The following is a 25,929-nucleotide window of genomic DNA, read 5'->3' on the forward strand; positions in this document are numbered from 1 at the left end:
GCAACCGAGCACGCGGTGGAAGAGCTGCGAGAGCAGGTCGGGCCGTTTGAGCCAGTAAGTGAGACTGTAGGCTGGTGAGCCGAAGGAGCGGTTGCTGCGTTTACGGATGTACCGCGGAATCTTCCTCGCGTTCACATCCCGAGTGAAGAAGCCTTTCTTGATGAACTTCCAACCCTGCGAAGTTCGGTGGTAATCACATTCTGGATTGGGGCAGAAGGGCGGCTTGCGACAAGTCGGGAGTTCGCGCATTCCCGGTCACTACGCACACCCCGTGCCAGGTACATTCTTCGGACCACAACCCCTCATCTTGGCGTGTATTTTCGTAGCTTTCTCTGAAGACTCTGACGATGAAGTCCCAAACGACGCGCCGCACGACTGATATTGCCATCGCATTCGGCGAGGACGTACTCGATGTACTCGCGCTCGTGACGGGCAAGGCTCAAGCCGGTTTCGTCTTCTGTGTCCCGCGCATCGCTGGGGCGGTGTCCGTCGCTTGAAAACGCGCGTTCGATGTCGTCCACGTCTACGGGCTTGGTCAGATAGTTGAAAGCTCCTAGTTTGGTTGCGCGCACTGCTGTTGCGATGCTTCCGTATCCCGTCAGTATCAGAATGCGGGCTTTTGGAGAGAACTCTTTGATGATGGGGATTGCATTGAGTCCGCTGTCGCTGCGTAATCGCAGGTCGACGATCGCGTAGTCGTAGGGAAACTCGGGCAGGGCGCGCAGGCTTGCGAGGCCATTCGCGCAGTCAACGCGATAGCCTCGATCCCGGTACTCGGTAGCCAGGGTTTCTGCGAAGCGTTCATCGTCTTCGAGGATCAGCATGGCCTTGGATTCGCTCAAGCCAGAACCTCCATCCCTGGTGACGAGAGCGGCAGTACGAGTCGCGCAATCGCACCGCCGCCCACCCGATCATCCAGGCGCAGATCTCCTCCGACTGCGGCTGCGAGGGTGTAGGCGTAGTATAGGCCAAGACCGACACCTTCGGCCTTCGTCGTTACGAAGGGTTCTCCGAGATGTGCGCGAACGACTTCGGGCCAGCCCGGACCGCGATCGCAGATCTCGACGGAAACCTGGCCGCGGCTCGTTCGTACGACCACGTCAACTGCGCGATCGGGAGCTCCGGATTCGCGCGCATTGTCGACGAGATTCAACAAAGCCTGGCTGAGCGCAATCGAAGGGACGCGCACTGTCGTTGAGCCACGACCTTCGCGCAAGAGGCGCAAGGGCGCGTCTGGGTCATCACTGGCCGCTGCAGCACAGACCTGATCGACGAGGTTGGCAACATCGAGCACTTCGAGTTCGAGCCCCTCGGGACGCAGTTGTGAGCCGGCCATATGTCGCAATACGTCTTCGCAACGCTCCAGGGATTCGATCGCCTGGTCGAGATCGGGATGATCCCAGAGGCCGTGCTTTCGCCGCAGGCGTCCCAGTTTGAGCATCGCGGTATTCAGCGGGGTTGCAAATTCGTGAGACAAACCCGCAGCAAGTGCTCCGACGGCGCGCAGGCGATCAATTCGCCGACGCGTATCGCGCAGTTCCGCGAAGTACGATTGCATCGTCGTCAGAGTACGCGACAGCCACGACGTGAGCAGCCAGAACATCAAAGCCACGAGGGTCTGCGCAGGAAAGAGGATTTCCGGAGCGATTCGCGACTGGGCTAGCCCGGGTGGGATATACGGGGCCATCTGCACGGAAGTAAGGCAGGCAATCAAGATCCAGAAAAATACCAGGCTGATGCGACCTTCCAGCAGGAAAGCGCCCAGCGCCGCGTGGAAAAACAGAAGCGTTACGAGTGGGTTCCAGGCACCGCCCGTCATCGCGAGAAGAGCGCCGAGAGCCATCACGTCTGCGGTCAACTGGATCAGGACGTGGTGTTGTTCGATTTCCGCTCCGCGCCGCAGAGCGCCCCAGGTCAGTGCATTGACGATGACCAGCGCCGCAATCACCCCGGTGAATCCGGGCAATATCCGGGGTTCCAGAAGCTGGAAGTGCAGGGCGGGAAAGATCGAAAGCGCCTGGGCACAGAGCGCGATCCAGCGCAGCCGCACGAGCCAGGCCAGCTTGGCGGCTTCGCTCTCCTCGAGCCGGGACAGCGGCGGCTCGAATAATGAAAGGAGTTCTTGCCACATAGGGACCACTGTAACGGGCGGACTCAGGTCTTGGCGAATCCCCGTGGCGCTCAGGAGGGGAATTGATCGCTGGGCCTCGTAGAGAAGCTATGGACCTCGGGAGATGCGCTGATGCAGGAAATAGAAGCCGATGCTCGCGATCATGCTCAGTGCGCAGCTGATCAGCATGAGATAGGCGCCCAGGCCCGCGAACGCGGGCACGACGCCCACGATCGGAAGTTCGACACCGTTCCAGCCGACATAGAGCAGCATGCCGGCGAAAGGCGCGATCAGCCCGCGCAGTCCGGTCAACGATACGTGGATGCCCATGTACAGCCCGACTCGTTCCGAGTCGGCAAAATCGTTGTGCCCCAGCTGCCAGGCCAGCATGCCGCCGCCACGCGCAAGACCGATGACGACGCGCGCCAGCACGAGAATCAAGAGCGAGCCATGGAGTGCACCCAGGAAGATCAGTGCCTGTGATGCGGCAAAAAACCAGCTATGGCGGGCCCGAAACTCGGCGATGTGAACGCGATCCAGGTACGGAGCCCACAACGGCACGGTCAGAACGGCAAGGCCCATTGGAATAGCCACGGTGATCGCCACGCTGGTCAGGTAACTGGCCTGAAGCTGGTTCGATACCAGGTACACGAGAGCGGGTTCGACCATCATATTCGACACGCCGAGGACGAACTGCCAGGTGAGGTAGCGCGCGTACAACGGATCGTTTCGCAGTACACCCAGTACAGTATCCGAACGGCGTTTCGTGAATGTGTCGCCGGCCGTCTCCACGTTCCGCGCACCGCGCTCGAGTTCGAGTTGCTCCGCTTCACCGACGACTGGAACACGCGCGAAGGCGAACACGCCGATGGCTCCCAGCCCCGCACCGGCGGCAAAGATCCATCGGAAGGCTTCGGGATTGCGGTCCAGCAGCCAACTACCCAGAAGAACCGTCAGAGCGATCGTGAGTGTAGTGATCAACGCGAGCCGCGCGGTCACGCGACTGCGCGTGTCTCGTGGATAGTTCAGGGTCCAGACCAGGCTCCGAACCGTCACGATGCCACCCAGAATCAGGTGAGCTGCGACGAGCGCGCACACGAGCATCCACGCGCCACTGGCCCCGCCGGGGATCAGTGCGATCGCGCCGGTGAGCAGGACGAAGAAGACCTGCAAGAGCACGACCAGTGGAACCTTTCTTCTGCCCTGGGCGAGCCGCGCCCAGGCAAAACTCGAAAGATTGCCGAACATGGGAGCTGCCGTGATCAGCGCGAGCGTGGCTGGGTGCACCAGAAAGATCTTGTCGGCGATGACGCCGACGAAGCCGCCCTGGAGCAAACCCGTGGCAATCGGGAAGCTGAACTCCGCGACACGCTCCAGGCGGTAGCCACGCAGGGCAGTTCCCGAAATGCGGGGACGTCTGAGAAAACCGAACTGCACGAATTCCTGCCACCAGGTGAGCCGCCTGGCGAAATCGCCTGAGCGGGTAGGGAGGGTAGCAATCTGCTCGCAATCTGCTGCGTGTCCTGGAACGCAACTCGTGCCGGAGAATTGCGTTTCCAAACCTGTTTCAAGGAAGATGCAGTTCTGTATTGCGCCGTGGCGGTCCCCGAGAGAGCGTCAATACCTGAGCGCATGATCATCAAGAACTGATCGGTGGGCCTTCATGGGCCGAGGCCAAGACTTCTAGAATGGAGTCGGGCCTTGACAGCATCACGTTCGTGCAGGCAGGCTGCAATTCTTGCGTCTGTATTTGCGCCCTTGCGGGCTCGCCAGAAACTGGGGACGGAACCCTGAGGTTCGGCAGCCGCCTACATCTGGTGTTGAAGGTTATGCAGGAAATGAAGAAGTTCGAGCTGGTGGGTGGGCCGAGTTCAGCTGCGAGAATTCTTGTTCTTTCGCTGGTCAGTCTGGGTCTGATGGCGTGTGGGCTCCCCTCGGAGGAGTCTTCCGAAACAGCTCCCGTTGTGAGTGCGACCTCTTCTGATGACGGGGGTTCCGCGACGGCTGTGCGACTTGTTGCGCTCTCGATCAACGACGCCGATTCGGATGGCTTTGACGATGCCGACGACAACTGCCCATCGACGCCAAACGACCAACAGGATGCAGATTCGGACGGGATCGGAGACGCCTGCGAGTGTGGTGATTCGAACGGAGATGGAATCGTCGATACGACAGATGCTCGCCTGATCCAGTTGTGCAGCGTCGATCTCGTGCCTTGCGCGGATCTATGCGATGTGAACGGAGACGAATCCTGCGACACGACTGACGCGCGAATCGTGCAGTTGATGGTTGCTGGCGTGATCCAGAAATCGGATCTGACCTGCGGACAGCGTCCTGGCATCAGTTGCACGGTGGATCTCGGCTGCGACACCGGGTCTCTGGGAATGTGCGCGTCTGGCACGATGACCTGCCCAGACGGACCTTTCGGCCCTTCCGTCTGTGAAGCCAGCCATCAACCGCAAGGCGAGATCTGCGACGGGCGCGATAGAGATTGCGACGGCCAGATCGATCGCGCGGGTTGCCCTTGCTTCGACGGAATTTCACCCGAGGGTGAACTGCACATCCTGCAGCGTATTGCGTACGGACCAGATGAATGGACCCAGGCCCGCATGGCGGAGCTTGGTCCGTGCGGGTTCATCGAAGAACAACTCCATCCCGAGACGATTGAGGACGGCGACTTCCAGGCGATCATGGCCGAGCGCTTCGACAGCCTGGAGATGAGTTTTCTCGAATTGCGCCAGAACTACCCTCAACCGATGAGGGTATTCATTCAAGGTGTAGGATGGCGGCAGGTAGGCAAAGGATTGCCGATGGTCGAGTTGGCCCAGGCCAAGGTCTTGCGCGCGGCGGTGAGTCACCGTCAACTGGAGGCCGTGCTTACGGATTTCTGGTTCAACCACTTCAATGTGTTTGGCCCGTTCAATCAGCGGCGTTGGGACACCATTCCCTACGAGCGAGACACGATCCGCCCTAACATTCTCGGACGTTTTGGTGATTTCGTGCTGGCTACGGCCCAGGCGCCAGCGATGCTGGACTATCTAGACAACAAGCTGAACGTAAGAGAAGGCTTTGTCGGCACCGGCACGGGACGTTCGATCAATGAGAACTACGGACGAGAGCTGATGGAACTGCATACCGTCGGTGTTGATGGTGGCTATGATCAACAAGACATTATCGAGTTGGCGCGTGTACTGACGGGTTGGCAGATTGATCCGAACCTGCCGGGTGGATTCTGGTATCGCAGCGAAGCTCACGACGACGAAGCGAAAGAGGTGATGGGACTGCAGATCGCACCGGGCGGTGGACTGCAGGATGGATTGGATGCGATCGAATACCTGACAAAGCAGGGCGCGACTGCGGTTTTCATCAGTCGGAAACTGATCCGGCGGTTCGTAAGCGAAGAACCTCAAGAGGGACTCGTGATCAGGGCGGCGATCCAGTATCTGATCAACGATGGCGATCTTCGCGAAGTCATGCGCACGATCCTCTACTCACCCGAATTCCTGGCCGATTCGAATACACGACAGGTCAAGGTCAAGCGCCCACACGTACTCATGGCGAGCTTGATGAGGAGCCTCCAGGCCGATGCCGAACCCCTACTGACGAAGATGCCCACGACACTCCTTGAAATGGGAGAGCAACTCTACGGAGTTCACCCTCCGACGGGCTACCCCGATGAATCGGCCTTTTGGGCGGGACCGGGAGGCCTGATGTCGGGCCAGAAGCACTTTGAGCGCGCCGTGCACGGACTCGATGGCTGGAATCCAGAGTTCGACGTGTCGGCAACAGCGTTCGAAGACATCGTCGACGAGTTGATCGGCAAGTACTTCCCACTCGGCGTATCTGTAGAGACTCGTGCTGGTGCGATCGCGCTGCTCGAAGCGATGGGGCCCCAGGCTCAAATCAAGCGGGTCCAGCAGGCTGCTGCGTTCTTGTTCTCGAGTCCCGAGTTCTTGCTTCATTGAGGTCCATCGAGATGCCCGTCACACGAAGAAGATTCCTGACCAACTCGGCGCTCGGAGCCGCGGCCTTCCTGGTCCCGACACTGCATCCGGGAACCTCGAGGGCGATGGCAACAGATCCGGTACTCGTCGTGGTCTTTCTACGTGGCGCGGCCGACGGGGTGAACATGGCCGTGCCCTACGGCGATGGCGAGTACTACGCGAACCGCCCGGACATCGCGATCCCGTCGGGGAACGAACTCGATCTCGATGGCTTTTTCGGACTCAATCCAGACCTTGGACCGCTACTTCCCTTGTTCCAGGCGGGAAAGCTCGACATCATCCACGCGGTCGGAAACCCCATCGGCACCCGCTCCCATTTCGACGCCATGGACTACATGGAGACGGCCGTACCGGGAGACAAGTCCGTGACTCAGGGCTGGCTCAATCGGTATTTGGAACAGATCGGTGGCGGAGTTGCTTCTGCCGGGATCACGCTGGGGCACTCGAGCAGCGTTTCACTCTCGGGTCCCGCGAGAAGCCTCGCGTTTCCATCTCTGGGAACGTTCAACCTGCTCGATCCGTACTCGAGTGAACGCCGTCAGGCACTTCAGTCCCTCTATCAACCGCTCACGGGTAGTCTGCTCGGAGACGCCGTCGTCGATTCACTCGCTGCGACTGAACTCTTCGCATCCGTCACGACAGATACTTCGGTTGTCTATCCCGCATCTGGACTTGGAAAGAACCTCAAGGACGCCGCTGCATTGATTCGTGCAGATGTCGGCGTGCGCGTCGTATCGGTGGACGTTGGCGGCTGGGATGTGCATTCCGGAGAAGTCGCCCGACTGCACGATCTGGCCACGGACCTTGGAGAGAGTCTGGCCGCGTTCTACGAGGACCTCGGATCGCATATGGATCGGACTCTGGTGCTGGCGCAGACGGAGTTCGGTCGCATGCTCGCCCAAAACGGCAGCCTTGGCTGCGATCACGGCCACGGCAGCATCATGTTCGCTCTGGGTACCACGCACTCGCGCGGCCGCGTTCTGCTCAAGGACGGACAGTGGCCTGGGCTGTCTTCGGCGGATCTGTACGAAGGGCGCGATCTCGCAGTGACGACCGATTTCCGAGACGTCTACGCGGAGATTCTGGAGAACCACCTGGGCGTACTCGACCCGTCGTCGATTCTGCCGGGATTCGCCGTAAATTCGGCGAACTATCCGGGTCTGTTCAGCTAGTCGTTTCTGAGCGAGAACGAAGCTATGCGCAACTTATGTGCAACTCGACACCAGGAGAGGCTGACGGGTACTATCCAAGTTGAGACTCTTGCCTACGCCTGAGTTGTCGCTGCCGAATAGGTCGCTTGAGAGCGGCAATTGCTGGAGAGAGATGGCGATGTTTGCAAGCTGGATACAGCGTTCGGGAAACGCATTGGTCTGGACCGCCGCTTGTGGGTTGGCGCTCTGTCTGCCTATGACGGCGACTGCAGGGACAATCGGAGTATCTGCGCCCTCGCAGATCATCGCGGTGAGCGAGACGGCCGATGTCGAGATTTCGATCGATCTCGGATCCGATCAGGCCTCCATTTTCCAGGGCGATTTCACGCTTCTGGGACTCGATACGGTGGTCAGCGCCGGCGTTGCAATCGGGGCAGGCTGGACGGGTGCGTCCGGGATCACCTCCAGTATCGCCACCGTCTCCCTGACCTCGAACCCTGCCGGGGGTGTGCGCGCCCTGGCTTCGTTTTCGATCACGGGGCTCGCGCCGGGTTTGTTCGAAATCTCTTTCACACCCGTGATTCTCCAGGGCGAGCGCTTCAATCCGGGACTCGAGATCTACGATATTTCGATCGATGCGTTCTCGACTCCGCTCGCCACGGTTACGGTGACGCCGGAGCCAAGCACCGGGCTATTGCTCGGACTCGGCTTCTTCGGTCTGTACGTCGCGCGCCGCCGCTGAGGCCCCGCGCCCCGCGCACTTGCGAAGTCCATCCCACCGGTCCATCTTCCGGCGCCTGAATTTCTGAGGTGCACCGATGGAGCGGGGAGTCGGGGTAGACTTCGGCACGACCAATAGTGCTCTCGCCATTGTCGAGCCGGAGGGGAACCCGGAACTTGCCGAGTTCGCGCGAGCGGATGGCACGGTCAGTCCCACCTTCCGCTCCGTGCTGTATTTCAAACGGCCCGATGGCGGACGGGAGATCGCGGAGGTCGCCGGGCAACGAGCGATCGATCACTATCTGAGCGCCGACGAACCCGGGCGTTTGATGCAATCGCTCAAGTCCTTTCTTGCTCGCCGTGACTTTACCGAGACGAGTGTGTTGGGACGCACCTATCGTCTCGAAGCACTGATTGCAGTGATCCTGCGGAGCGTGCGCGAAGAATCCGAAGCGCAGTTTGGACCTCTGGAAGCTCCGGTCGTCGTGGGACGGCCTGTGAGATTCGTGGGCGCGAATGATCTTGAAGCCGAAGAATTTGCTCTCGCGCGTCTGCGCGCCAGTTTCCACAACGCCGGTTTTCCCGAAGTCATCTTCGAGTACGAGCCCGTAGCTGCCGCCTACCATTACGAGAGTTCCCTCGATCGCGACGAGCTGATTCTGATTGGGGACTTCGGAGGCGGAACCAGCGACTTTTCGCTGCTGCGAGTCGGGCCGGGCCGATCCCGGGATGCTCGTGACAGCATCCTGGGAACTGAGGGTGTGGGCCTGGCAGGGGACGCTTTTGACGGTCGCATCGTTCGCAGTGTGGTGTCGCCCGTTCTGGGCATGGGCGGACGCTATCGCTCGGTATTCGGAAAGGAACTTCCGGTTCCAACCTGGATCTACACCCATCTGCAGCGCTGGCACCATCTGAGCTTCCTGAAGTCACCCCGCTCACTCCAGCTCCTCTACGATATGACGCGGGAGGCGTTCGAACCCGAGCGCTTCGAAGCTCTATTGCATCTTGTGCAGAACGACCTGGGCTTTGAACTGCATCGCGCGGTCGAGACTGCGAAACTCGATTTATCAGAGGAAGAGGAGGCGGCGTTTCGTTTCCTCGACGGCCCCGTCCAGATCGAAGAGCGAGTATCACGAGAGGGCTTCGAGGCCTGGATCGCACCAGAGGTCGAGGCTATTGAAACCTGCATCGATCGCTTGCTCGAGAAGACGTCGACGCCCGCTGATGAGGTTGATCGAGTGTTTCTCACCGGTGGAACGTCGCTCGTCCCCCTGGTGCGCGCGCTCTTTGTGCATCGCTTTGGAGTCGAACGAATCCGCTCTGGGGCGGAGTTGACTTCAGTCGCCAGTGGTCTCGCGCTGCGCTCGCTCGAGTTGAAGCGTTCGGGCTAAGCCGTACGGGCACTCCGCGGGCGGCTCTTGCCCAAGCCTCCCTTTGGGGGCGCAGGGCATTGTGTTGCATCCTGGCGTCTTCTGCGGTGTCGCGTGAGGGGATTCAGTGGGCCTTCCGCTGCAGCCGGTTGAGACCCGAACGATGCTTTCCCCACGGCAAAGAAAAAGCCCCCGCAGGCGCTTGCCTGCGGGGGCTTGAAGTTCCGACTCCTTGCGGAGTTACTCTTCGCGTGGTCTTGCGATGAAGAACAGCACGATCATCGATCCGAGCGCAAAAGCGGCGATCGACGAGGGCTCCGGGACCGGATCCGCATGCGACTTCGAGTCGCCGACCTTGTAGTGGCGGTTCGTCGAGGTCGGGTTCTGGACCCAGAAATCGACCTTGAGGATGCCGTCCTCGAAGAGGGCTTCGGCCACGTTTTCGTGACCCATGTTCGGCATTGCCAGACCGATCCAGCCCGTCTGCGGGACGTTCGTGGTGTACTGAAGATCAGAAGGAGGGGTGAGGACCAGAGTCATGGACTCCCACTCGACTCCCGAGCCATCCGGCATACTTCCCGCCAGGTCGTTGATGTCATTGGCCGCGCCCTTGAACACGATGTCGTTAAGCGTGATGTCTGCAATCCACGTCTTCGGATTGCTGTACGTGTTGACGTCGTAGCTCCGGAGCATTTCGGCGCGGATCGTCGCATTTCCATCGGCACCGATACTCAATCCGGCATTGATCCAATTGAAATTGTGGTACTGGCTGGTCTGCCCACCCCAGTTGGAGTTGCCCAGGTAAAGACCCTGGTCCCCATAACCGCCTTGATTCGCCGGCGAAAGGTTCAGATCCAAGGCGGCGGACGGAGTCGCCCAACCGATCAAACAAGCCGCAATCAGTAACAACCAGCCCTGTCGTACCATCACTCGTCCCCTCAAGATTTCAACACCCCTGCCTGATAGCCTGCCTGATCCGCACCATGCCTGATCGGCAATATCACGTAGCATTTCCCGGGGTTTGGGAATTCCTACATCAGCCGAGTATGGACAGTTTCGGCAAGGATTTCCATAGGAGTAATGCTCTGTCCGAAGAAAGCTTGCCCTCTATTCTGGCCAATCTGGAGCAATGTCAATTATTCCAATAACTTCGAGATGGAATTGCCGGTTCTCGGGGACGCACTTTCGCGCCAAAAAAAGTCGCCCCAGAGCATCGTGAACACGCAAGTCTCCGCTGTGCGATCCTCGCGAGGTGCGACCTGCATTTTCTTCATTCCCCTTTATCGCCATCTGCTCTGTCCTGGCGGCGGGAATCGGCGTGCAACTCTGGCCTTCACCGGTCCAGGCCGCGGGTGGGGTCTGGCTCGAATTCGAGGCGCCGGCTGAGCGCGTTCGGATCGAAGCTCCGGTTCCACTGATCGAGGTTTCTGGCCGCGCCGGTGTCGGGCTTCCGGGACACCACGACGTCGTGCTCCTGATCGATCGCTCCGTGAGCACCTTCGCGGCTTCTGGGGTCGACATCAATGAGAACGGGCGCGTCGGGCAGAACACCAGAAACCGCATCCACCCCGTCCTTTGGACTACCGACTTCGGCGATACGATCATCGCCGCTCAACTCGCAGCTGCGCGCGGTCTGATCGATCGGCTCGATACGGGAACGACTCGCATGGGGATCGTGACGTTTGGCGGAACCTCGAGACTTCGCGCCCCGCTCGGAAGCAGTCGAGCGAAGTTGCATGCGGCGCTCGACGGACTCGCCAATGCGCCTAATGACGATGGAACCTATTTCTACGGCGCGTTGATGCATGCGATCGATGAACTCGAAGCGGCCGCGGTTGAGCCTCGCATTCAGCGCACGCGCTCGATCGTTCTGCTCTCCGATGGAGTGCCTACGGCGCCTTATCCGCGTTCAGCTGCAGAGAAGGCCGCTGTTCACGCAGCGCGGCGCGCAGCTTCGGCGAAAGTTGCAATTCACGCGTTTGCTCTCGGGCCCGAAGCCGCCAGACGACGAGACCTCTTTCAGCAGATGACCCAGGCGAGCGGCGGCGAGTTGACGCTCGTCCAGCAGCCGGGCGAGGTCATCTATCTGGTTCCGCATCTGAGCTTGACCGAGATCGAGGAGCTGAAGATCGACAATCTCTCGACCAGCGAATCTGCCCGCGCCGTTCGCCTGTTTCCCGACGGGAGTTTCGACGGTTTTGCTCCCCTGCGCGAGGGATTGAATCATCTGCGCATCACCGTGACGACCCGCGCCGGTACACAGAGCGTGTTCGACCGCGCCGTGGAGTTTGCGAAGACCGATACCGTCGGTCCTGAAGCGCGGAAAATGCTCAAGACACTCGAGATTCGCACGATCGAGACGGAACTGGTCGAGCGAGTGCGACGCAAGCGCCGCGAGATCCTGCAGCGCTCCCTTCAGATCGAGGTCGAGCCCGGCGAACCGCAATGAAGCTGGATCCGGGGGTCCGGGTGTGGTTCGGGCTAACGCGTCTGTCGCGCGGCGATCACGAGTACCGCAACCATGCCCAGTTCGATCGGAATCGAGGTGAGCGCAGCGGAACTCGATCCGTCCATCGCCAGACCGATTACGCGCCCAGCGGCCACGAAACCCACCAGCGTTGCGACCGCCAGTAACCAGCGACCTTCTCCCGAGCGAATGCCCTGAATGCAGAGCGCGACGCACGCCAGGAACATGCCGCCGAGATCGCCGCGGGCGGTGTTGAGTGCGTCGGGGGAATTCAAGACCATCCCGACACTCTCTGCGGCCGCGTTCGGGTCGAACATCCAGCGTAGACCGAGCAGCGCAAGCAGTACGGCGATGATGCCTACCAGCACTTTCAGGGGCGTCGTCATCGAGAATTCCTTTCGTCTTTTCGCAGGAACAGAATGCTACTCGAATTTCCGGAGGCAGACTGCGAGAAGGAGCCGCTTCAGGAGGAACCGAGTGGACCCGAGCTACGAATGGGTGATGGAGGTCACGGGCCTGGTCTGGACTCTGGTCGCCTATCTGATCCACGGAGCGATCGTGTTTGTACACTTGGGCCTGGCCTGCTTCCTCATCGGAACCGGCGTCCGCGACACCCTGCGCTGTGGGTTCGGACTACTCTTGTTCGCGCCTCTTGCGGCCGCCGAAAATCGCAACGAAGAACTCAGCTGGCAGCTCAAAAGCGATCTGCAATCTCCGAAGGTTGGCGATCTGGCTCCCGACTTCGAACTCCAGGACCCTCAGGGAGAATCCCGCGAGCGGCTTTCCGACTACCGAGGCAAGCGGCCCGTCGCGCTCGTGTTTGGCAGCTACACCTGACCTCCATTCAGCGCTGGGGCCCTGCGTCTCAAACAACTCTACGAAACCTACCGCGAGAGGGTCGAGTTCATCGTCATTTTCGTCAAGGAAGCCCACGTCACGGATCGCGGGGCGTGGGCCAGCTCTACACGTCCCGCCCCACGCGTATCTATTTCATCGATCGGGCGGGCAAGGTCATCTACAACCCCGGCATCGGGCCTTTCGGTTTCAACCCCGACCACCTGGAACCGGTGATTCAGGAGTACCTGAAGTCAACGGGCTGAAGATCCGGACTGGCAAGAATCAGCATGCGTCTCAGTGGATGGCCAGTGTGCGCAGAGCGTGGGCCGGTACGGGGAAGCGCAGTGTCTGTCCTTCTCTGTTCAGCGAGTGTTCGCCGCGTTCTTCGTCGAGACGCAAGGGTTCGGCTCGTTCGAAAGGAAAGCCGAGCGTTACTCGAGCTTCCTGTTCGGTCGCGGTTGGGTTGGACAGGCGCAGTACCAGACCGGTGCCGTTCTCTGCCGGTTTGAGGGCCGAAAGCAGTAACGATGAAGGTTCGACCTGCACCAGCGGTTGGCCCTCTTCGACGATCGGTGTTTCGCCGCACGCAACGGCGCGCAGTCCGAGTTCGGATTCTCTTGCAGCGGCGGGATCGAGATCCGCGAATAGGGAGAGCCGCGCGGTAAAGAGTCCCGGGCATTGCGAACCGGGTGTGTCGGTTCCCGGACCGGCCGGGCCGGGACGGCTGCGCAGGTCGGGCCGCGAGAGCGAACCGACACAGCGCAAGAGGGTGATCGCGATGCTGCTCGGGTCGCCGGCGATCAGTTCCGCTTCGGGAAGGCCCGGCGCCACGACACTGAGTCCGTCCGCATGCACGAACCCCTGGTGGGGGAAGGTCGCCGGTGCGGATTGTACCCAGCCGGTGTCATCGCACGGACCCGGCACTCGCTCTGCGACATCAAAAGTGGTGGCGGCGTCGAAACGTTCGACTTTCCCGCGCAGCGGAAAGAGCACACGCAGGCGCTGATCTTCTGCGCTGTTATCGATTCGCAGATCGAGGTCGACTCGGGCCACACCCGGTGCGACGCGCAGGTGCATCTCGATCGGCAGCAGAGTCGTATCCGCGCTGCGCTCTTCGCGAGAGGCGGAGAGACGGGCTGGAACCCGCACTCGTCTCACCACATGCAGTTCCTGGACTCCTCCCGGGTGGCGCAGGCGCTGAGCGCGGACGCTCTCGAGTTCGATTCCCGACGTCTCGCTGGCAACCTCGTCGTAATCGTAGGTGTCTCCGCGATCGCCCGTGCTCTCGAGTGCGCCGAGTCCGCGGTATTGCCGCCCAGCGATGTGAACATCGAAGCGGCCGTCCTCGCAAAGCGATACCCGGACGTCATCCGCCTCGATTGTAGCGGCGCTACTGCCCGGCACTACCTCCTCGACGAGGTCTGCTGTTTCGAGGCCCTCTGCGGCTCGACGAATCCGCACGCGCTGGAAACCCAGGGCCGGTACGTCACGGGCGACGAACTCGAGATCGAAGACGCCTCTTTCGGGGATCAATTTCATGCGGCCCGTTTCGGCTGGAACCAGACGGGCTGGAATTCCGTCGACCGTGAAGCTCATCGCGCCCAGGTCCCGAAGCACCGTCGGGTGTACCGCCTCGACGGGGTCGGGGTCCGGAACCATGTAAGGATGAAAATCGATTGGGAAGCGCACGACGTCGGTTCGCGTTCTCGTCGATGGATTGGCCACGAGCAGGTCGAACTCGTCGCCGCGCGGAGCGAGGCGTTCGACGCCGAGTCCGGCCAGGCGTTCCATGCAGCGCAGGGCGGTCTGGTCTGCCAGTTCTTGCGCCGTATCGAAACGGCTGCGCATCTGTTCGTGGACCTCGTCCCGCGAGCAGCCACAGATCGAATCGTGCGCCTGATTCTTCAACACTTCTTTCCAGGCGGTGCGCAGGGCAGGGCGTTCATCGGCCAGTCCGAACCTGCGTCCCAGAGCGGCAAACGGTTCGGCCCAACCTTCGAGTGCGGCTTCCGCTCCGCGATTCGCCAGCTTGATCCAGGTTCGGGTGGACCACACGCCGGGCAATAGCGGAGCGACCCGTCCGCCGATGAGTTCGCCGCTATGCGAGGCTCGCGCCGACGGTGCCTGGCGAACGAGCGTCGCGAAGTCGTCGAGCAGACCGCGCTCCACCTCGAAGCCACTGGACTTCGCGATTTCCTTGCTCAGTTCTTCGGTGCGGGATTCCGGGGTCGCGTGATCGATGCCGTTGAGCAGCAACACGCACTCCGAGTGGGATTTCTGCGCGAGTTTACGGGCGCGTTCTCCGATCATCTCACCGCTTCGCGCGAGGTCTGCACCCGGAGCCGTCGCAGCCGCGAAATAGCCCATGCCCAGATGGCAGGCGATCACTCGACTTCCGTCGGGAGCCAGCCAGTCGTATTCGGAAGCAAGCTCGTCGATTTCGCTGCCATTGCCCCGCCAGTAGATGAAGCTGTCGATTCCGAAACCGGCGAAGAGTTGCGGGAACTGCGCCGGGTGGCCGAAGGAATCGGGTGTATATCCGGCCCGGGAAACCGGCCCCAACGCTTCGCCCACGGAGCGCCCCAGGAGCAGGTTCCTCAGATGTGCTTCACCCGAGGGCAGCAGGGAATCCGGTTGGACATACCAGGGACCGATCGCAATGCGGCCGTCTGCGCAGAGCGCCCGCAATTCACTCAAGCGCTCTGGACGGATTTGCAGGTAGTCCTCTAGAACGACCGTCTGGCCATCGAGCAGGAAGCGATAGCCGGAGTCAGCTGAACACAGTTCGATGACGCGGTCGACGAGGTCGACGAGTCGGGCTCTGAAGTCTTCGAAGGTCCGGTACCACTCGCGATCCCAGTGACTGTGCGAGACGAGGATGGCTTTCACGTTTCTACTACTCCATTCCTTGTGCGACTTCGATCCTTCAGGCCAGTAGGCGAAATCCGGTCCCCGGCGACGATCCCGATGAGCTCGGGAAGGCGAATGACTTCAGGTGCTCTGGAATTCCTTGCTGCGCCCTCCCGGTTGGATCTCGATGATCGTGGGGTAGGACTCGTCGACCGGTATACAGACCGCGCGTGCGATCGCGCGCGCGACACTCTCGGCGGGCATCCAGTGCAGGGACCGCAGCACGCCCCAGTACTTCCAGGATTCCAGCATCTCGTTCATGCGTTCCTTGTCCATCTGATTGCCGAACTCACTGGAGGTGGGGCCGACGCGCAGCAGGATCGAGCGCACTCCCGTGCCTTCGGTCTCCATCTCGAGCGTGCGCGCGAAAACTTCGAGCCCGGCCTTGGCCGCGCCGTAGGCGCTCTGAAAGGGTCTTGGATGGGTCGCGGTATCGGATCCGACGAACAGGATGTCGCCGAGTCGGCGTTCGATCATTCCCGCCAGAACGCGCCGGGTCATCCAGATCGCCCCCAGGAGGTTGACCTCGACATCGGAACGCAACTGATCTTCGCTGGCTTCGGCGATCAAGGCCGAGCGGTTCTGGCCCGCGTTGTTGATCAACACGTCGAGATCGCCGAATTCCGACTCGACACGGCTGCAAAAAGAATCGATTGAATCGGGGCAGGTCACGTCCAGGTGCGCGGGCAATGCGCTACCCCCCGCGGATTCCACCTGCTTGGCCGTTTCGTCCAGGCGTTCCGTCCTGCGCCCACCCAGCGCGACGCGCCAGCCGAGTCTTCCCAGTTCGATCGCCGTGGCTGCGCCGATTCCTGAAGAGGCGCCGGTGACGATCGCGGTTCTGACTGGCTCGCTCATGCGTCTCCCTCTGCGGTCCGTTCCGTCCATGATAGCCTCGCTCTGCCATGAGTTACGAGGACGTCATCTTCGAGGTCGAAGCGGGAATCGGGATCATCACGCTCGACCGACCCGAGACTCTGAACGCCTTCACCGGTGCCATGGGACGCAGCCTGGGCCGAGCCTACCGAGAGTGCGATGCGAACGATGAGATCCGCGCGGTTGTCCTGACGGGCAGGGGAAAGGCGTTTTGCGCCGGTGCCGATGTCTCCGCTGGTGCCGATACCTTCGTGGCCCCCGAAGGGGTGGAGTTCAGCGCGGCCGGTGTGGACCCGCCGGCCTGGGAGGTTCGCAAACCGGTGATCGCGGCTGTGAACGGGCATGCGGTCGGAATCGGTCTGACTCTGGCATTGCAATGCGATCTGCGTTTCATGGCGCGCGAGGGCAAGTACGGCGTTTTGCAGGTTCGCCGGGGCGTGATGCCCGATGCCTACTCCAACTGGACGCTGCCGCGCATCATCGGCCTTTCGCGTGCGGCGGATCTGCTCTTGACCGGTCGGAAGTTTCAGGGCGACGAAGCCTACGAACTGGGAGTCGCCAGTCGCGTGATGCCCGCCGATGAAGTGCTTCCGCGCGCACTTGAAGTCGCGCGCGAGCTTGCGGAGCAGACTGCGCCGCTCTCGGTGGGGGTCACCAAGCGCCTGCTCTGGCAGAGTTCGCAGCTCTCAGCGGCCGAAGTCGGCCGAGTCGAGACCGAGCTACACGAACACCTGATGCCGATGGACGACGCGCGCGAAGGGCCATTGGCCTTCCTGGAACGCCGCACTCCCGAGTGGACGGGAAGGATTTCACGGGACTGGCCCGAGAACTGGCCGCAAGACAAGGAGAAGAAGTGAAGATCGATGCGGCGATGTTCGGAAGCGATCTCTCGCAGTCGGGTCGGGACGCGCTCGGGTTCGAGGAGCGCGGTTTTGACGGTGTGATGAGTTTCGAAGGTCAGCACGATCCCTTCGTTCCTCTGATCCTCGCCGCTCAGACCACGCAACGCGTCGAGTTGATGACTGCGATTGCGATCGCATTTGCGCGCAATCCGATGGTGACGGCGGTGATGGCCAGTGATCTGCAACTCGTATCGCACGGCCGTTTCATTCTCGGTCTGGGTTCCCAGATTCGTCCCCACATCGAACGGCGCTTCAGTGAGCGCTGGCCGGAGAAGCCCGCGACGCGCATGCGCGAATACGTGAGCGCGGTGCGCGCGATCTGGCACACCTGGGAAACAGGCGAACGACTCAGTTTCAAGGGCGAGTTCTACAACCACACGTTGATGACGCCGTTCTTCAACCCCGGACCGAATCCGTACGGTTTGCCGAGGATCTTTCTAGCCGCTTTCGGCAAGGGCATGATCCGTGCGACGGCCGAGGTCGCCGATGGCTGGATCGTGCACCCGCTACATTCCCCATCGTTCATTCGTGAGGTGGCGATGCCCGCGCTGGAAGCGGGTTTCGCAAACGGCGATCGTAAACGCGAGGACTTCGAGATCTCCTGTCAGGTCATCACGATGATCGGCAGTAAGGACGAAGAGATTGAAAAGGCTCGCAACGGCGCGCGGGCGCAGCTCGCTTTCTACGGATCGACACCGGCGTACAAGATCGTGCTGGAACACCACGGCTGGGAAGATCTGCAACCGCAACTCAATCGCCTGTCCAAGGAAGGTCGCTGGTCGGAAATGGGCAGCCTGATCACCGACGAGATTCTCGACACCGTCGGAGTCAGCGGAACGCCGTGCGAGGCCGGTGAGAAATTGCGCCTGCGCAACGCGTCTTTCGCAGCGCGCACCAGTATGGTGCTCTACAACGAAACTGATCCCGAAGCTCTGGATGACGTTCTGGCGGGTCTGCGCGGCTGAGTCAGTCTTTGCTCGGGAACGCGATCACCTGGGTTTCGAGATACTCCTCAAACCCTTGGAGTCCGTTCTCGCGTCCGACGCCGCTCTGCTTGTAGCCGCCAAACGGCGTATCGACGTGGAACCACTGCGCTCCGTTGACCGAGAGCGTCCCACTGCGAATCTGCCGCGCCACGTCCAGGGATCGCTCCACGCTCGCACTGCTGATCGCGCCCGAAAGTCCGTAACTCGAGCGGTTCGCAATTCGCACGGCGTCGGCGTCGTCATCGAAGGGAATCACGCACAGGACCGGGCCGAAGATCTCCTCCTGTGCGATCACCGCATCCGGATCCACGTCTGCGAACACGGTTGGCTCCACGAAAAAGCCTTTCGGCAGGTGTTTGGGTACGCCACCGCCGGTCAAAAGGCGTGCGCCTTCCTGCTGGCCCTTTTCGATGTAGGCCAGTACGCGTTCTTGTTGTCCGCGACTGATCTGCGGACCCTGCATGTTCTTGGGGTCAGAGGGGTCACCGTAGTTCCAGGCTTCGAAGGCGGACTTCACGATCGCGAGCCCCTCTTCGTAGCGCGAACGGGGCAGGAGCAAGCGCGTCGTGATTGCGCAGCCCTGGCCGCCGTGAACACAGGTCATGGCAGCACCGGGCAGGACTCGCTCAAACGGTGCATCTTCGAGCACCACGTTCGCCGACTTTCCGCCGAGCTCGAGGAAGGTCTTCTTCACGGTCGCGGAGGCGGATTCCATCACACGTCGACCGGTTGCGGTAGAGCCGGTGAAAGTCGCCACGTCGATGCGCGGGTCGCTGGAAAGGATCTCTCCCAGCAGGTGATCGGAGGACGCGACGATGTTCGCCACACCCCTGGGAATATCGGTCTTCTCGCAGATGAGTTTGGCGAGGTGGGTTGCCGACCAGGGCGTGTCGGGTGCCGGTTTCAGCACGATCGTGCAACCGGAGGCCAGAGCCGGACCGAGCTTCGCGATGTTCAGGTAGAACGGCACGTTCCAGGGTGTGATCGCACCGACGACGCCGGCGGGTTCGCGCCGAAGCAAGCGGGCTTGAATTCGGCCCAGATACTCGATGTCGTCCATGCGCTGTTCGTACGGATACGATTCCGCTTTCTCGGCCCAGTAGCTCAGCATCTCGATCGGGTCGTCGATCTGCATGAAGGGGGTCAGACTGATCGGCGCACCCGCTTCGCGCACCACGATCGCGCGCAGCTGTTCCTTTTCCTCGCGCAGCGCATCGAGGAGCTGGCGAATGCAGCGCGCTCGCAGCGCAGGATCCTGCGACCACCCGGTCTCGTCGAAAGCTCGCCGCGCAGCGGACACGGCGCGGAGCATATCGTCGCGAGTGGCGTCCGCGGTACTGCCCAGGACCTCTTCGGTGGCCGGATCGATGTTCTCGAAGCGAGCGCCGTCACTCGCCTCGACGAGTTCGCCGTCGATCAGATTGCGGGTGCCGGGAGAAAGAGTGGGGAGGGCCATCGTCTTGCTATGGCCTCATGATCTGCCCGCCGTCCACGTTCAGAACCTGCCCGGTGATCCAGGAGGCGGCGTCGGAGAGCAGAAACAGGACGGTCTGCAACATGTCTTCGGGTTGTCCGAGGCGTGAGATCGGAAGCTGCGCCACGAGCTGATCGGCGTAGGCACCGGCCGTGTTCTGCAGGGCGGTCGTGTCGGTCGGACCGGGTGCGATCGCATTGACGCGGATCTTGCGCGGTCCCAGTTCCTTGGCCAGGCACTGCGTGAGCCCGTTGATGCCCAGCTTGGACAGGCCGTAGTAGCCCACGCCCATCCACGAGGCCGTCGACGACTGGTTGACGATCGCACCCCCGCCGCGGTCGCGCATCGAGCGGAAGCAGGCGCGGGTGCAGAGGAGGGCGCCGTTCAGGTTCACGTTCATGAACCGTTGGTAGTACTCCCAGTCCACGCGCAAAAGGGAGTCCATCTTCATATCGCCGAAGATCGCCGCGTTGTTGACCAGCAGATCGATGCCGCCGTACGCGTCGATCGTTTGCTGCGCCATGGCCGTGGTCGAATCTTCGGACCCGACGTCGACTTCCAGGAAGCTCGCGTCGCCACCGCTTGCACGGATCTCCTGGGCCACGCGCTCGCCATTGGCCTTGTGGATCTCTGCCACCACGACTCTTGCACCCTGTGCCGCGAGGCCCTTCGCGTAGGATTCGCCGATTCCACCGCCTGCACCCGTGACGATCGCGACTTTGTCCGCGATTCCCTCGTACTGCATTCCCGCGCCTCCTGAAACTCGGATCGAGCCCGACGGCCACACTATACGAGTTACATTTCAGGTGCAATGTAAACGTGATAGGCTCGCCCGCACTTTGGAGGAAGCAAGATGACGCTTCGCGCCGGCTTCATCGGCCTGGGGAATCAGGGCAAACCGATCGCCGCAAATCTGGTTCCCGGTGGTTTCGAAACCACGGTTTTCGATATCGCTGAAGAACCTGTGCGAGAGATCGCAGCCAGCGGCGCGTACGCGGCGGGCAATCCCAAAGAGGTCGCCGAGCGATCCGACGTGATCGGTATCTGCGTGCCCGAAGATGAGCATGTGCGTGCGGTCCTGCGCGGTGAGACCGGGGTCCTCGCCGGTGCCCGCCCGGGTACGGTGATCGCGATTCACTCGACGATCCTGCCCGAAACCGCCCTCGAACTGGCCCGCGAGGCTTCGGCCCACCAGGTCGATGTTCTGGATGCCTGTGTCACCGGGGGCGCGGCCCGCGCGGCGCAGAAGCAGTTGACCTTCCTGGTGGGCGGAGACGCGACCGTACTGGAACGCGCCCGCCCGGTGCTCGAGTGCAGCGCCCAGAAGATCATCCACGCGGGTGAACTCGGAAACGGTGCAAAGCTCAAGCTTTGCATCAACTTGATCACCTACACACAATGGGCCGCGGCCTTCGAATCCATCTCGCTGGCCAATGCGGTCGGGCTTCCGGCCGAGGTCCTGGAAGAAGCCGGACTCTCCAACGGTCAGATCACACCCCTGATGAGCGCCTTCCTGGGACTGCACAGGGCGCCGAAGGAAGTCCGCGAAGGTGAGGGCATGCAGGCCATGTTGCGCGGATACACGAAGGTGGCGGAGAAGGATCTGGCCTGGGCGTTGAAGCTGGCGCGCTCGGCCGAGCTTTCCCTGCCGGTCGGCGCTCTGATCTCGCAGCTGATCGGCCGCATCTACGGAGTGAAAGATCGGGACGAAAGCTAGTCTCGCTCCACGCCTCGTCCGCCCGGTGTCTGCGTGGAGCTTCCGGGTTCAGTAGGCCTTCGCGAAGATCGCGCGCTGTGTGCTCGGCTGGCCCGTGAAGATGCAGGTACCGGGCTCTTCGCCGCCCTCGTGCGGGATGCAGCGCGCCGTCACTTTGAGCTCCTTGAGCTTTTCTTCCATCTCGGCGCTCTCGACGAAGGGGGAAAGCGCGAAGCCTCCGTGGATCTCGGGCTTGTCGGAGTTGCTGGGCGTAAAGAAATCACGGAAGTGATCAAAATCCTCGACGCGCTGCGATGCGGCGTCGCGCTCGCTGCGAGCTCGATCCAGCAGGCCCGCCTGGATGGCTTCGAGCATGGAACTGGCCTCGGCCACGAAGCGCTCTCGCGGGATGCCTTCGCCCTTGCCGGCGACATCGCGTCGCGCGACAAAGGCCGCATCGGCTTCGAGGTCTCGCGGTCCCACCTGCACGCGCAGGGGCACCCCTCGCTTGACCCATTCCCAGTTCTTGCCCCCGCCGCGGATGTCGCGGTCGTCGATGCGCACGCGCAGGGGTTCGTCGTCGAAACGCTGTTGCTGCAGTTCCGCCTTGAGCGACTCGCAGTACGGCAGGACGGAAGCGCGCTCGTCGTCGTTGCGATAGATCGGCATGATCACGGCGTGCGCGGGCGCCAGACGGGGCGGAAGTACGAGTCCGTCGTCATCGCTATGGCACATGATCAGACCGCCGATCAGGCGCGTCGAGACACCCCATGAAGTGGTCCATGCGAAGACTTCCTGGCCGTTCTCGTCCTGGAACTTGATGCCTTGAGCCTTCGAGAAGTTCTGGCCCAGGAAATGGGATGTGCCCGATTGCAGGGCCTTGCGGTCCTGCATCATGGCTTCGATGGTCAGCGTCATCTCCGCACCGGGGAAGCGTTCGGCGGCGGTCTTTTCGCCGCGGATCACCGGCATGGCCATGTGCCCCTCCGCGAACTCGCCGTACACATCGAGCATCTGGCGGGTCTCAGCGAGGGCTTCCTCTCGCGTCGCGTGCGCGGTATGGCCTTCCTGCCACAGGAACTCGGCGGTGCGCAGGAACATGCGCGGGCGCAATTCCCAGCGCACGACGTTGGCCCATTGATTGATCAGGATCGGCAGATCGCGATGTGACTGCACCCAGCGCGCGAAGGTCGCGCCGATGATCGTCTCGCTCGTCGGCCGAACGATCAGCGGCTCTTCCAGTCTGCCCGCGGGTACGAGTCCCCCGTCCGGTCCCGGTTCGAGCCGATGATGGGTGACGACCGCACACTCCTTGGCGAAGCCCTCGACGTGCTGGGCTTCCTTTTCGAGAAAGCTCATGGGGATGAACAAGGGGAAGTAGGCGTTCTCGTGCCCCGTTTCCTTGAAGCGACGATCGAGCTCTTTCTGGATGTTCTCCCAGATCGCGTAGCCCCAGGGTTTGATCACCATGCACCCGCGAACGTCGGAACTCTCCGCCAGATCGGCCGCCTTGACGACTTGCTGGTACCACTCGGGGTAGTCCTCGGCTCGGGTCGGGCTGATCGCGGTCTTGGGTTGCTTGGCCATGCGGGGATTGTACGGAGGCGCGCCGGCTTGTCACGTTCTCGCGCTGTGCGGATCCCTCAGCCCAGGTAGCGCCGGTACAGGTCTTCGTAGCGCTCGGCGGCGGCGGCCCAGCTCAGGCCACGAGCGAACTCCAGCGCCTGCTCGCCGCGGCGCGCGCGCAGGCCCGCATCGTCCATGAGTTCTTCGAGCGCTTTGCTGAGCGCATCCACATCACCCGGAGGCACCCGTGTGGCCGCGTGTCCCTCGTTCGTGATCTCGGCCATGCCGCCGACGGGGGTTGCGATGCAGGCGAGCCCCTGAGCTTCGAATTCGAGCAGCACGCCGCCGAAGCTCTCCTTGTGCGAGGGCACGACACCGATCGAGGCGCTCGCGAGCAGGTCGAGTTTGCTCTGTCCCGTGATCTGACCGGGTAGCCCGATGCGATCGGCCACCGCGCTGGTCTCGGCGCGCGCGCGCAGGGGTTCGAGTTCCGGCCCGTCGCCGCCGATCGTCAAGCGCCATTCCGGCCGCGAAGCGGCGGCGCGTGCGAAGGCTTCGATCAAGGTGTCGAAGCCCTTGACGCTCTTGGCGCGGCCCAGGGCGACCACGAGGGGTGAGCGGCGTTCGAAGTCCGTCGTCTCGGGTAGATCGATTCCCGCGTAGACTTCGTAGGCATCCGCGACGCTTGCACCGGCTGTGATGGCGTGTTGCGCACTCCACTTCGAAGGCGTGAGCACGGCATCGGCCAGACGCACTCCCAGGCGCGAGCGCAGCTTGGGATAATGGGTGCGCGCCGCCGTGTGCGGAGTGACGAAGATGCGCGGCGAGCCGAGTCCGCGACGCGCGAGCCTGAGGGCACCTATCAATTCGCCGTGGGCGAGGGCTGCGTGAAAATGGACGACGTCTGCTCGCAATTCGCGTTGCAGCGCCAGCAGAGCAGGGATCAGGCGGATTTTCAGGTTCGTCTTCGGCCATGGGTGCAGATGCACGCCGGGGATCGCAGCGGGCGTGCCTCCCGGAGCGCGCCCCGCCAGATGAACCTCGTGTCCGCGGGCCACCAGGGCCTCGCTCGCTCCCGCAAGGACGCGTCCGATGCCGCCTTCCCAGCTGAGCTTGGAGGCGATCCAGAGGATGCGAAGCGGTCTGGAGGACGGATCGGAGTGCATCGGCGCTTGGATCATAAGGGCTCAGCGGCCATCGGCAAACCGAGCGGAGCGGGCTACCGTTGCCGTATGGAGCTGGCCGAGATCGAAATCGTTGAAGACCTGTCCTCGAAGAGCCGCTGCAATGAGGGCTTCCTGCGCGTATCGCGCCTGCGGATCCGCAATATCTATCGAGACGGGTCCCGATCTGAAGTCTATCCGTGCGACGTCGTCAGACGCCCTGGAAGCGACGCGGTGGTCGCGCTGCTCTACGAGGTCGATGAACAAGAGCGCGTCCAGGTGGTCTTGCGCAGCAGTCCTCGTGCTCCGGTGTACCTGCGCCGTCACGAGCAATTCGTGCACCCGGACCCGCGGGAATACCGCGCCATCACCGAGACCGTCGCGGGCCTGGTCGAAGATGACGACGTTCCAGGCGAGTCGGGCCTGAAGCACCGAGCCGCGGTCGAGGCCCAGGAAGAAGCGGGCTGCGCGGTGCCGGAATCAGACTTTCAGGTGGTCGGCGGAGAGACCTTCGCGAGCCCAGGGACCAGCGATGAGAAGTTGTACTACTGCGCCGGTCCGGTTCGGGTCGCTGACGCGCGGGAACCCGAGGGCGACGGTAGCGTGATGGAAGAGTGCGCCTCGCTCGGAACCCGTGAACTGGCCGAAGCGATCGAGGCATGCCGGCTCGGGGAGATTCCCGATATGAAGACGGAGGTGGGCTTGCTGCGGCTCGCGGATCACCTCGGTTTCATCCCGCAACTCGGCCTGTTCGCACACGAACTTCCACCCGGGTTGCGCGAACGCTATGTCCGGCTGGGTATCGACGCAGTGTCGGATCGCCCGGCGGCATCGTGAGCGCACCGCGCGTCGGCTTGATCGGCGCGCGCCGTGTCCGTCAGGGGTTGGGCCCGTTCGTCGCGCGCGATCTACACGCGCTCGGTGTTTCGCTGCCAGCGGTACTGGCGAGCACCCCGTCCAGCGCGCAGGCGGCCGTCGATGAACTCGAGCAATCCCTGGGCATCCGGCCGCGCGGCTTCTGCGATCCAGGTGAGCTTCTGGCGAGCGAAGAACTCGATGCTCTGGCGATCCTCTCACCGGCAGAGACTCACGAACCGCTCCTGCGGAGTGCGCTGGATTCCGGTCTGCACGTGCTGTGCGAGAAGCCCCTGGTCTGGGGTGTGAGTGAGTTTGCGCGGCGCGGAGCGGAACTGATCGAGGCATTTCGCGGGAACGGGCTTCTGCTCGCCGAGGGCTGCCAATGGCCGTGGACGCTGGACGCGTTCCGCGCTCTTCACCCCGGCACGGCCACCCCCGAACGCTTCGGCATGCTGCTGGCCCCGGCGTCTTCCGGCCTGCAACGCATCGGCGACTGCCTTCCACACGCGCTTTCCCTATTGCAGGCGCTGGTGGGTGGCGAAAAGTCCGGGTTGGAAGATGTCCAGCTGAGAACTCGCCCTGTGGATTCTCCCGGGCTCGACCTGCGCTTTGACTACGTGACGGAGAAGTCGCGAGTGCGCTGCCGGATCGAGTTGATCGAGGGCGCTCGAGCACCGCGCCCGGCCGCAATTGAAATCGAGGGCCGACGTGCCGAGCGCTCGATCCTGATGCCCGACTACAGAATGGAGTTCCGTGACGGAGGGCGCAGCGTACCGCTCCCGGATCCGCTGACGGCGCGCCTGGAGGACTTCGTCTCGACCCTGACCGGCGTGCTCGCC

At 62.2% G+C, this 25,929-nt stretch carries 22 protein-coding genes; 11 read left to right on the forward strand and 11 right to left on the reverse strand.

Going from position 1 to position 25,929, the window contains the following annotated elements; all coding sequences use genetic code 11:
- Window positions 1-302: 302 nt before the first annotated feature.
- The 3 genes from GY725_13015 to GY725_13025 form a co-directional block, all read right to left on the reverse strand.
- Entirely contained in the window at window positions 303-824 is a 522-nt protein-coding gene (locus GY725_13015) for a response regulator (GenBank protein ID MCP4005108.1), read from the reverse strand.
- 14 nt (window positions 825-838) lie between these two features.
- On the reverse strand, window positions 839-2,131 hold the full coding sequence (locus GY725_13020; GenBank protein MCP4005109.1) for a HAMP domain-containing histidine kinase: 1,293 nt from the start codon (window positions 2,129-2,131) through the stop codon (window positions 839-841).
- An 87-nt stretch (window positions 2,132-2,218) separates the two neighbouring features.
- On the reverse strand, window positions 2,219-3,547 hold the full coding sequence (locus tag GY725_13025) for an MFS transporter (GenBank protein MCP4005110.1): 1,329 nt from the start codon (window positions 3,545-3,547) through the stop codon (window positions 2,219-2,221).
- A 401-nt stretch (window positions 3,548-3,948) separates the two neighbouring features.
- Here GY725_13025 and GY725_13030 point away from each other — a divergent pair, with 401 nt between their 5' ends.
- The 4 genes from GY725_13030 (at window position 3,949) to GY725_13045 (ending at window position 9,376) form a co-directional block, all read left to right on the forward strand.
- Window positions 3,949-6,075: a DUF1800 family protein gene (locus GY725_13030; GenBank protein MCP4005111.1), complete on the forward strand. Its 2,127-nt coding sequence runs from the start codon at window positions 3,949-3,951 to the stop codon at window positions 6,073-6,075.
- A gap of 11 nt (window positions 6,076-6,086) precedes the next feature.
- Entirely contained in the window at window positions 6,087-7,286 is a 1,200-nt protein-coding gene (locus tag GY725_13035; GenBank protein MCP4005112.1) for a DUF1501 domain-containing protein, read from the forward strand.
- Between the two features lie 151 nt (window positions 7,287-7,437).
- Window positions 7,438-8,007, forward strand: a complete 570-nt coding sequence (locus GY725_13040; GenBank protein MCP4005113.1) for a PEP-CTERM sorting domain-containing protein — start codon at window positions 7,438-7,440, stop codon at window positions 8,005-8,007.
- Window positions 8,008-8,083: 76 nt separating this feature from the next.
- Window positions 8,084-9,376 (forward strand): Hsp70 family protein, encoded by a 1,293-nt coding sequence (locus tag GY725_13045; protein MCP4005114.1) that lies wholly within the window; start codon window positions 8,084-8,086, stop codon window positions 9,374-9,376.
- 219 nt (window positions 9,377-9,595) lie between these two features.
- Here GY725_13045 and GY725_13050 read toward each other — a convergent pair whose 3' ends face one another.
- Window positions 9,596-10,285, reverse strand: a complete 690-nt coding sequence (locus GY725_13050; GenBank protein MCP4005115.1) for a PEP-CTERM sorting domain-containing protein — start codon at window positions 10,283-10,285, stop codon at window positions 9,596-9,598.
- A gap of 322 nt (window positions 10,286-10,607) precedes the next feature.
- Between GY725_13050 and GY725_13055 the strand changes: the two genes are divergently transcribed.
- Window positions 10,608-11,804 (forward strand): VWA domain-containing protein, encoded by a 1,197-nt coding sequence (locus tag GY725_13055; protein MCP4005116.1) that lies wholly within the window; start codon window positions 10,608-10,610, stop codon window positions 11,802-11,804.
- 32 nt (window positions 11,805-11,836) lie between these two features.
- Here GY725_13055 and GY725_13060 read toward each other — a convergent pair whose 3' ends face one another.
- Complete coding sequence (locus GY725_13060) at window positions 11,837-12,208, reverse strand: DUF4345 domain-containing protein (GenBank protein MCP4005117.1); 372 nt, start codon at window positions 12,206-12,208, stop codon at window positions 11,837-11,839.
- Between the two features lie 564 nt (window positions 12,209-12,772).
- Between GY725_13060 and GY725_13065 the strand changes: the two genes are divergently transcribed.
- Window positions 12,773-12,922, forward strand: coding sequence for a hypothetical protein (locus GY725_13065; protein MCP4005118.1), 150 nt, complete (start codon window positions 12,773-12,775; stop codon window positions 12,920-12,922).
- A 31-nt stretch (window positions 12,923-12,953) separates the two neighbouring features.
- Here the strand turns inward: GY725_13065 and GY725_13070 are convergent, their stop codons facing one another.
- Both GY725_13070 and GY725_13075 read right to left on the reverse strand, forming a co-directional pair.
- A complete protein-coding gene (locus GY725_13070; GenBank protein MCP4005119.1) occupies window positions 12,954-15,548 on the reverse strand; it encodes a hypothetical protein in 2,595 nt (864 codons plus the stop codon).
- Window positions 15,549-15,650: 102 nt separating this feature from the next.
- On the reverse strand, window positions 15,651-16,427 hold the full coding sequence (locus tag GY725_13075; protein ID MCP4005120.1) for an SDR family NAD(P)-dependent oxidoreductase: 777 nt from the start codon (window positions 16,425-16,427) through the stop codon (window positions 15,651-15,653).
- Between the two features lie 47 nt (window positions 16,428-16,474).
- Here GY725_13075 and GY725_13080 point away from each other — a divergent pair, with 47 nt between their 5' ends.
- Both GY725_13080 and GY725_13085 read left to right on the forward strand, forming a co-directional pair.
- Window positions 16,475-17,302: a crotonase gene (locus GY725_13080; GenBank protein MCP4005121.1), complete on the forward strand. Its 828-nt coding sequence runs from the start codon at window positions 16,475-16,477 to the stop codon at window positions 17,300-17,302.
- Window positions 17,299-18,312: a TIGR03617 family F420-dependent LLM class oxidoreductase gene (locus tag GY725_13085; GenBank protein MCP4005122.1), complete on the forward strand. Its 1,014-nt coding sequence runs from the start codon at window positions 17,299-17,301 to the stop codon at window positions 18,310-18,312. Before GY725_13080 ends, GY725_13085 begins: the two co-directional genes overlap by 4 nt.
- A 1-nt stretch (window position 18,313) precedes the next feature.
- Here the strand turns inward: GY725_13085 and GY725_13090 are convergent, their stop codons facing one another.
- A complete protein-coding gene (locus GY725_13090) occupies window positions 18,314-19,789 on the reverse strand; it encodes an aldehyde dehydrogenase family protein (protein MCP4005123.1) in 1,476 nt (491 codons plus the stop codon).
- A gap of 7 nt (window positions 19,790-19,796) precedes the next feature.
- Window positions 19,797-20,552 carry an SDR family oxidoreductase gene (locus tag GY725_13095; protein MCP4005124.1) on the reverse strand — a complete coding sequence of 252 codons (756 nt, stop codon included), beginning with the start codon at window positions 20,550-20,552 and terminating at the stop codon, window positions 19,797-19,799.
- 108 nt (window positions 20,553-20,660) lie between these two features.
- On the opposite strand from GY725_13095, the gene GY725_13100 reads away from it, so the two are divergent.
- Window positions 20,661-21,524: an NAD(P)-dependent oxidoreductase gene (locus tag GY725_13100; GenBank protein MCP4005125.1), complete on the forward strand. Its 864-nt coding sequence runs from the start codon at window positions 20,661-20,663 to the stop codon at window positions 21,522-21,524.
- Between the two features lie 48 nt (window positions 21,525-21,572).
- Here the strand turns inward: GY725_13100 and GY725_13105 are convergent, their stop codons facing one another.
- Window positions 21,573-23,090, reverse strand: coding sequence for a proline--tRNA ligase (locus GY725_13105; GenBank protein MCP4005126.1), 1,518 nt, complete (start codon window positions 23,088-23,090; stop codon window positions 21,573-21,575).
- 56 nt (window positions 23,091-23,146) lie between these two features.
- On the reverse strand, window positions 23,147-24,250 hold the full coding sequence (locus tag GY725_13110; protein ID MCP4005127.1) for a glycosyltransferase family 4 protein: 1,104 nt from the start codon (window positions 24,248-24,250) through the stop codon (window positions 23,147-23,149).
- Between GY725_13110 and GY725_13115 the strand changes: the two genes are divergently transcribed.
- Window positions 24,242-25,069 carry an NUDIX hydrolase gene (locus tag GY725_13115; protein ID MCP4005128.1) on the forward strand — a complete coding sequence of 276 codons (828 nt, stop codon included), beginning with the start codon at window positions 24,242-24,244 and terminating at the stop codon, window positions 25,067-25,069. The genes GY725_13110 and GY725_13115 overlap by 9 nt on opposite strands.
- A partial coding sequence (locus tag GY725_13120) for a Gfo/Idh/MocA family oxidoreductase (GenBank protein MCP4005129.1) occupies window positions 25,066-25,929 on the forward strand: 864 nt, incomplete at its 3' end. The genes GY725_13115 and GY725_13120, both read left to right, overlap by 4 nt.

It is taken from the genome of bacterium (genome assembly GCA_024226335.1).
GTDB lineage: Bacteria > Myxococcota_A > UBA9160 > SZUA-336 > SZUA-336 > JAAELY01.

Coding starts and splice junctions, on each gene's coding strand:
- GY725_13015 (MCP4005108.1), bottom strand. CDS start 824: ATGCTGATCCTCGAAGACGATGAACGCTTCGCAGAAACCCTGGCTACC.
- GY725_13020 (MCP4005109.1), bottom strand. CDS start 2,131: ATGTGGCAAGAACTCCTTTCATTATTCGAGCCGCCGCTGTCCCGGCTC.
- GY725_13030 (MCP4005111.1), top strand. CDS start 3,949: ATGAAGAAGTTCGAGCTGGTGGGTGGGCCGAGTTCAGCTGCGAGAATT.
- GY725_13035 (MCP4005112.1), top strand. CDS start 6,087: ATGCCCGTCACACGAAGAAGATTCCTGACCAACTCGGCGCTCGGAGCC.
- GY725_13040 (MCP4005113.1), top strand. CDS start 7,438: ATGGCGATGTTTGCAAGCTGGATACAGCGTTCGGGAAACGCATTGGTC.
- GY725_13045 (MCP4005114.1), top strand. CDS start 8,084: ATGGAGCGGGGAGTCGGGGTAGACTTCGGCACGACCAATAGTGCTCTC.
- GY725_13060 (MCP4005117.1), bottom strand. CDS start 12,208: ATGACGACGCCCCTGAAAGTGCTGGTAGGCATCATCGCCGTACTGCTT.
- GY725_13075 (MCP4005120.1), bottom strand. CDS start 16,427: ATGAGCGAGCCAGTCAGAACCGCGATCGTCACCGGCGCCTCTTCAGGA.
- GY725_13080 (MCP4005121.1), top strand. CDS start 16,475: ATGAGTTACGAGGACGTCATCTTCGAGGTCGAAGCGGGAATCGGGATC.
- GY725_13090 (MCP4005123.1), bottom strand. CDS start 19,789: ATGGCCCTCCCCACTCTTTCTCCCGGCACCCGCAATCTGATCGACGGC.
- GY725_13095 (MCP4005124.1), bottom strand. CDS start 20,552: ATGCAGTACGAGGGAATCGCGGACAAAGTCGCGATCGTCACGGGTGCA.
- GY725_13100 (MCP4005125.1), top strand. CDS start 20,661: ATGACGCTTCGCGCCGGCTTCATCGGCCTGGGGAATCAGGGCAAACCG.
- GY725_13105 (MCP4005126.1), bottom strand. CDS start 23,090: ATGGCCAAGCAACCCAAGACCGCGATCAGCCCGACCCGAGCCGAGGAC.
- GY725_13110 (MCP4005127.1), bottom strand. CDS start 24,250: ATGATCCAAGCGCCGATGCACTCCGATCCGTCCTCCAGACCGCTTCGC.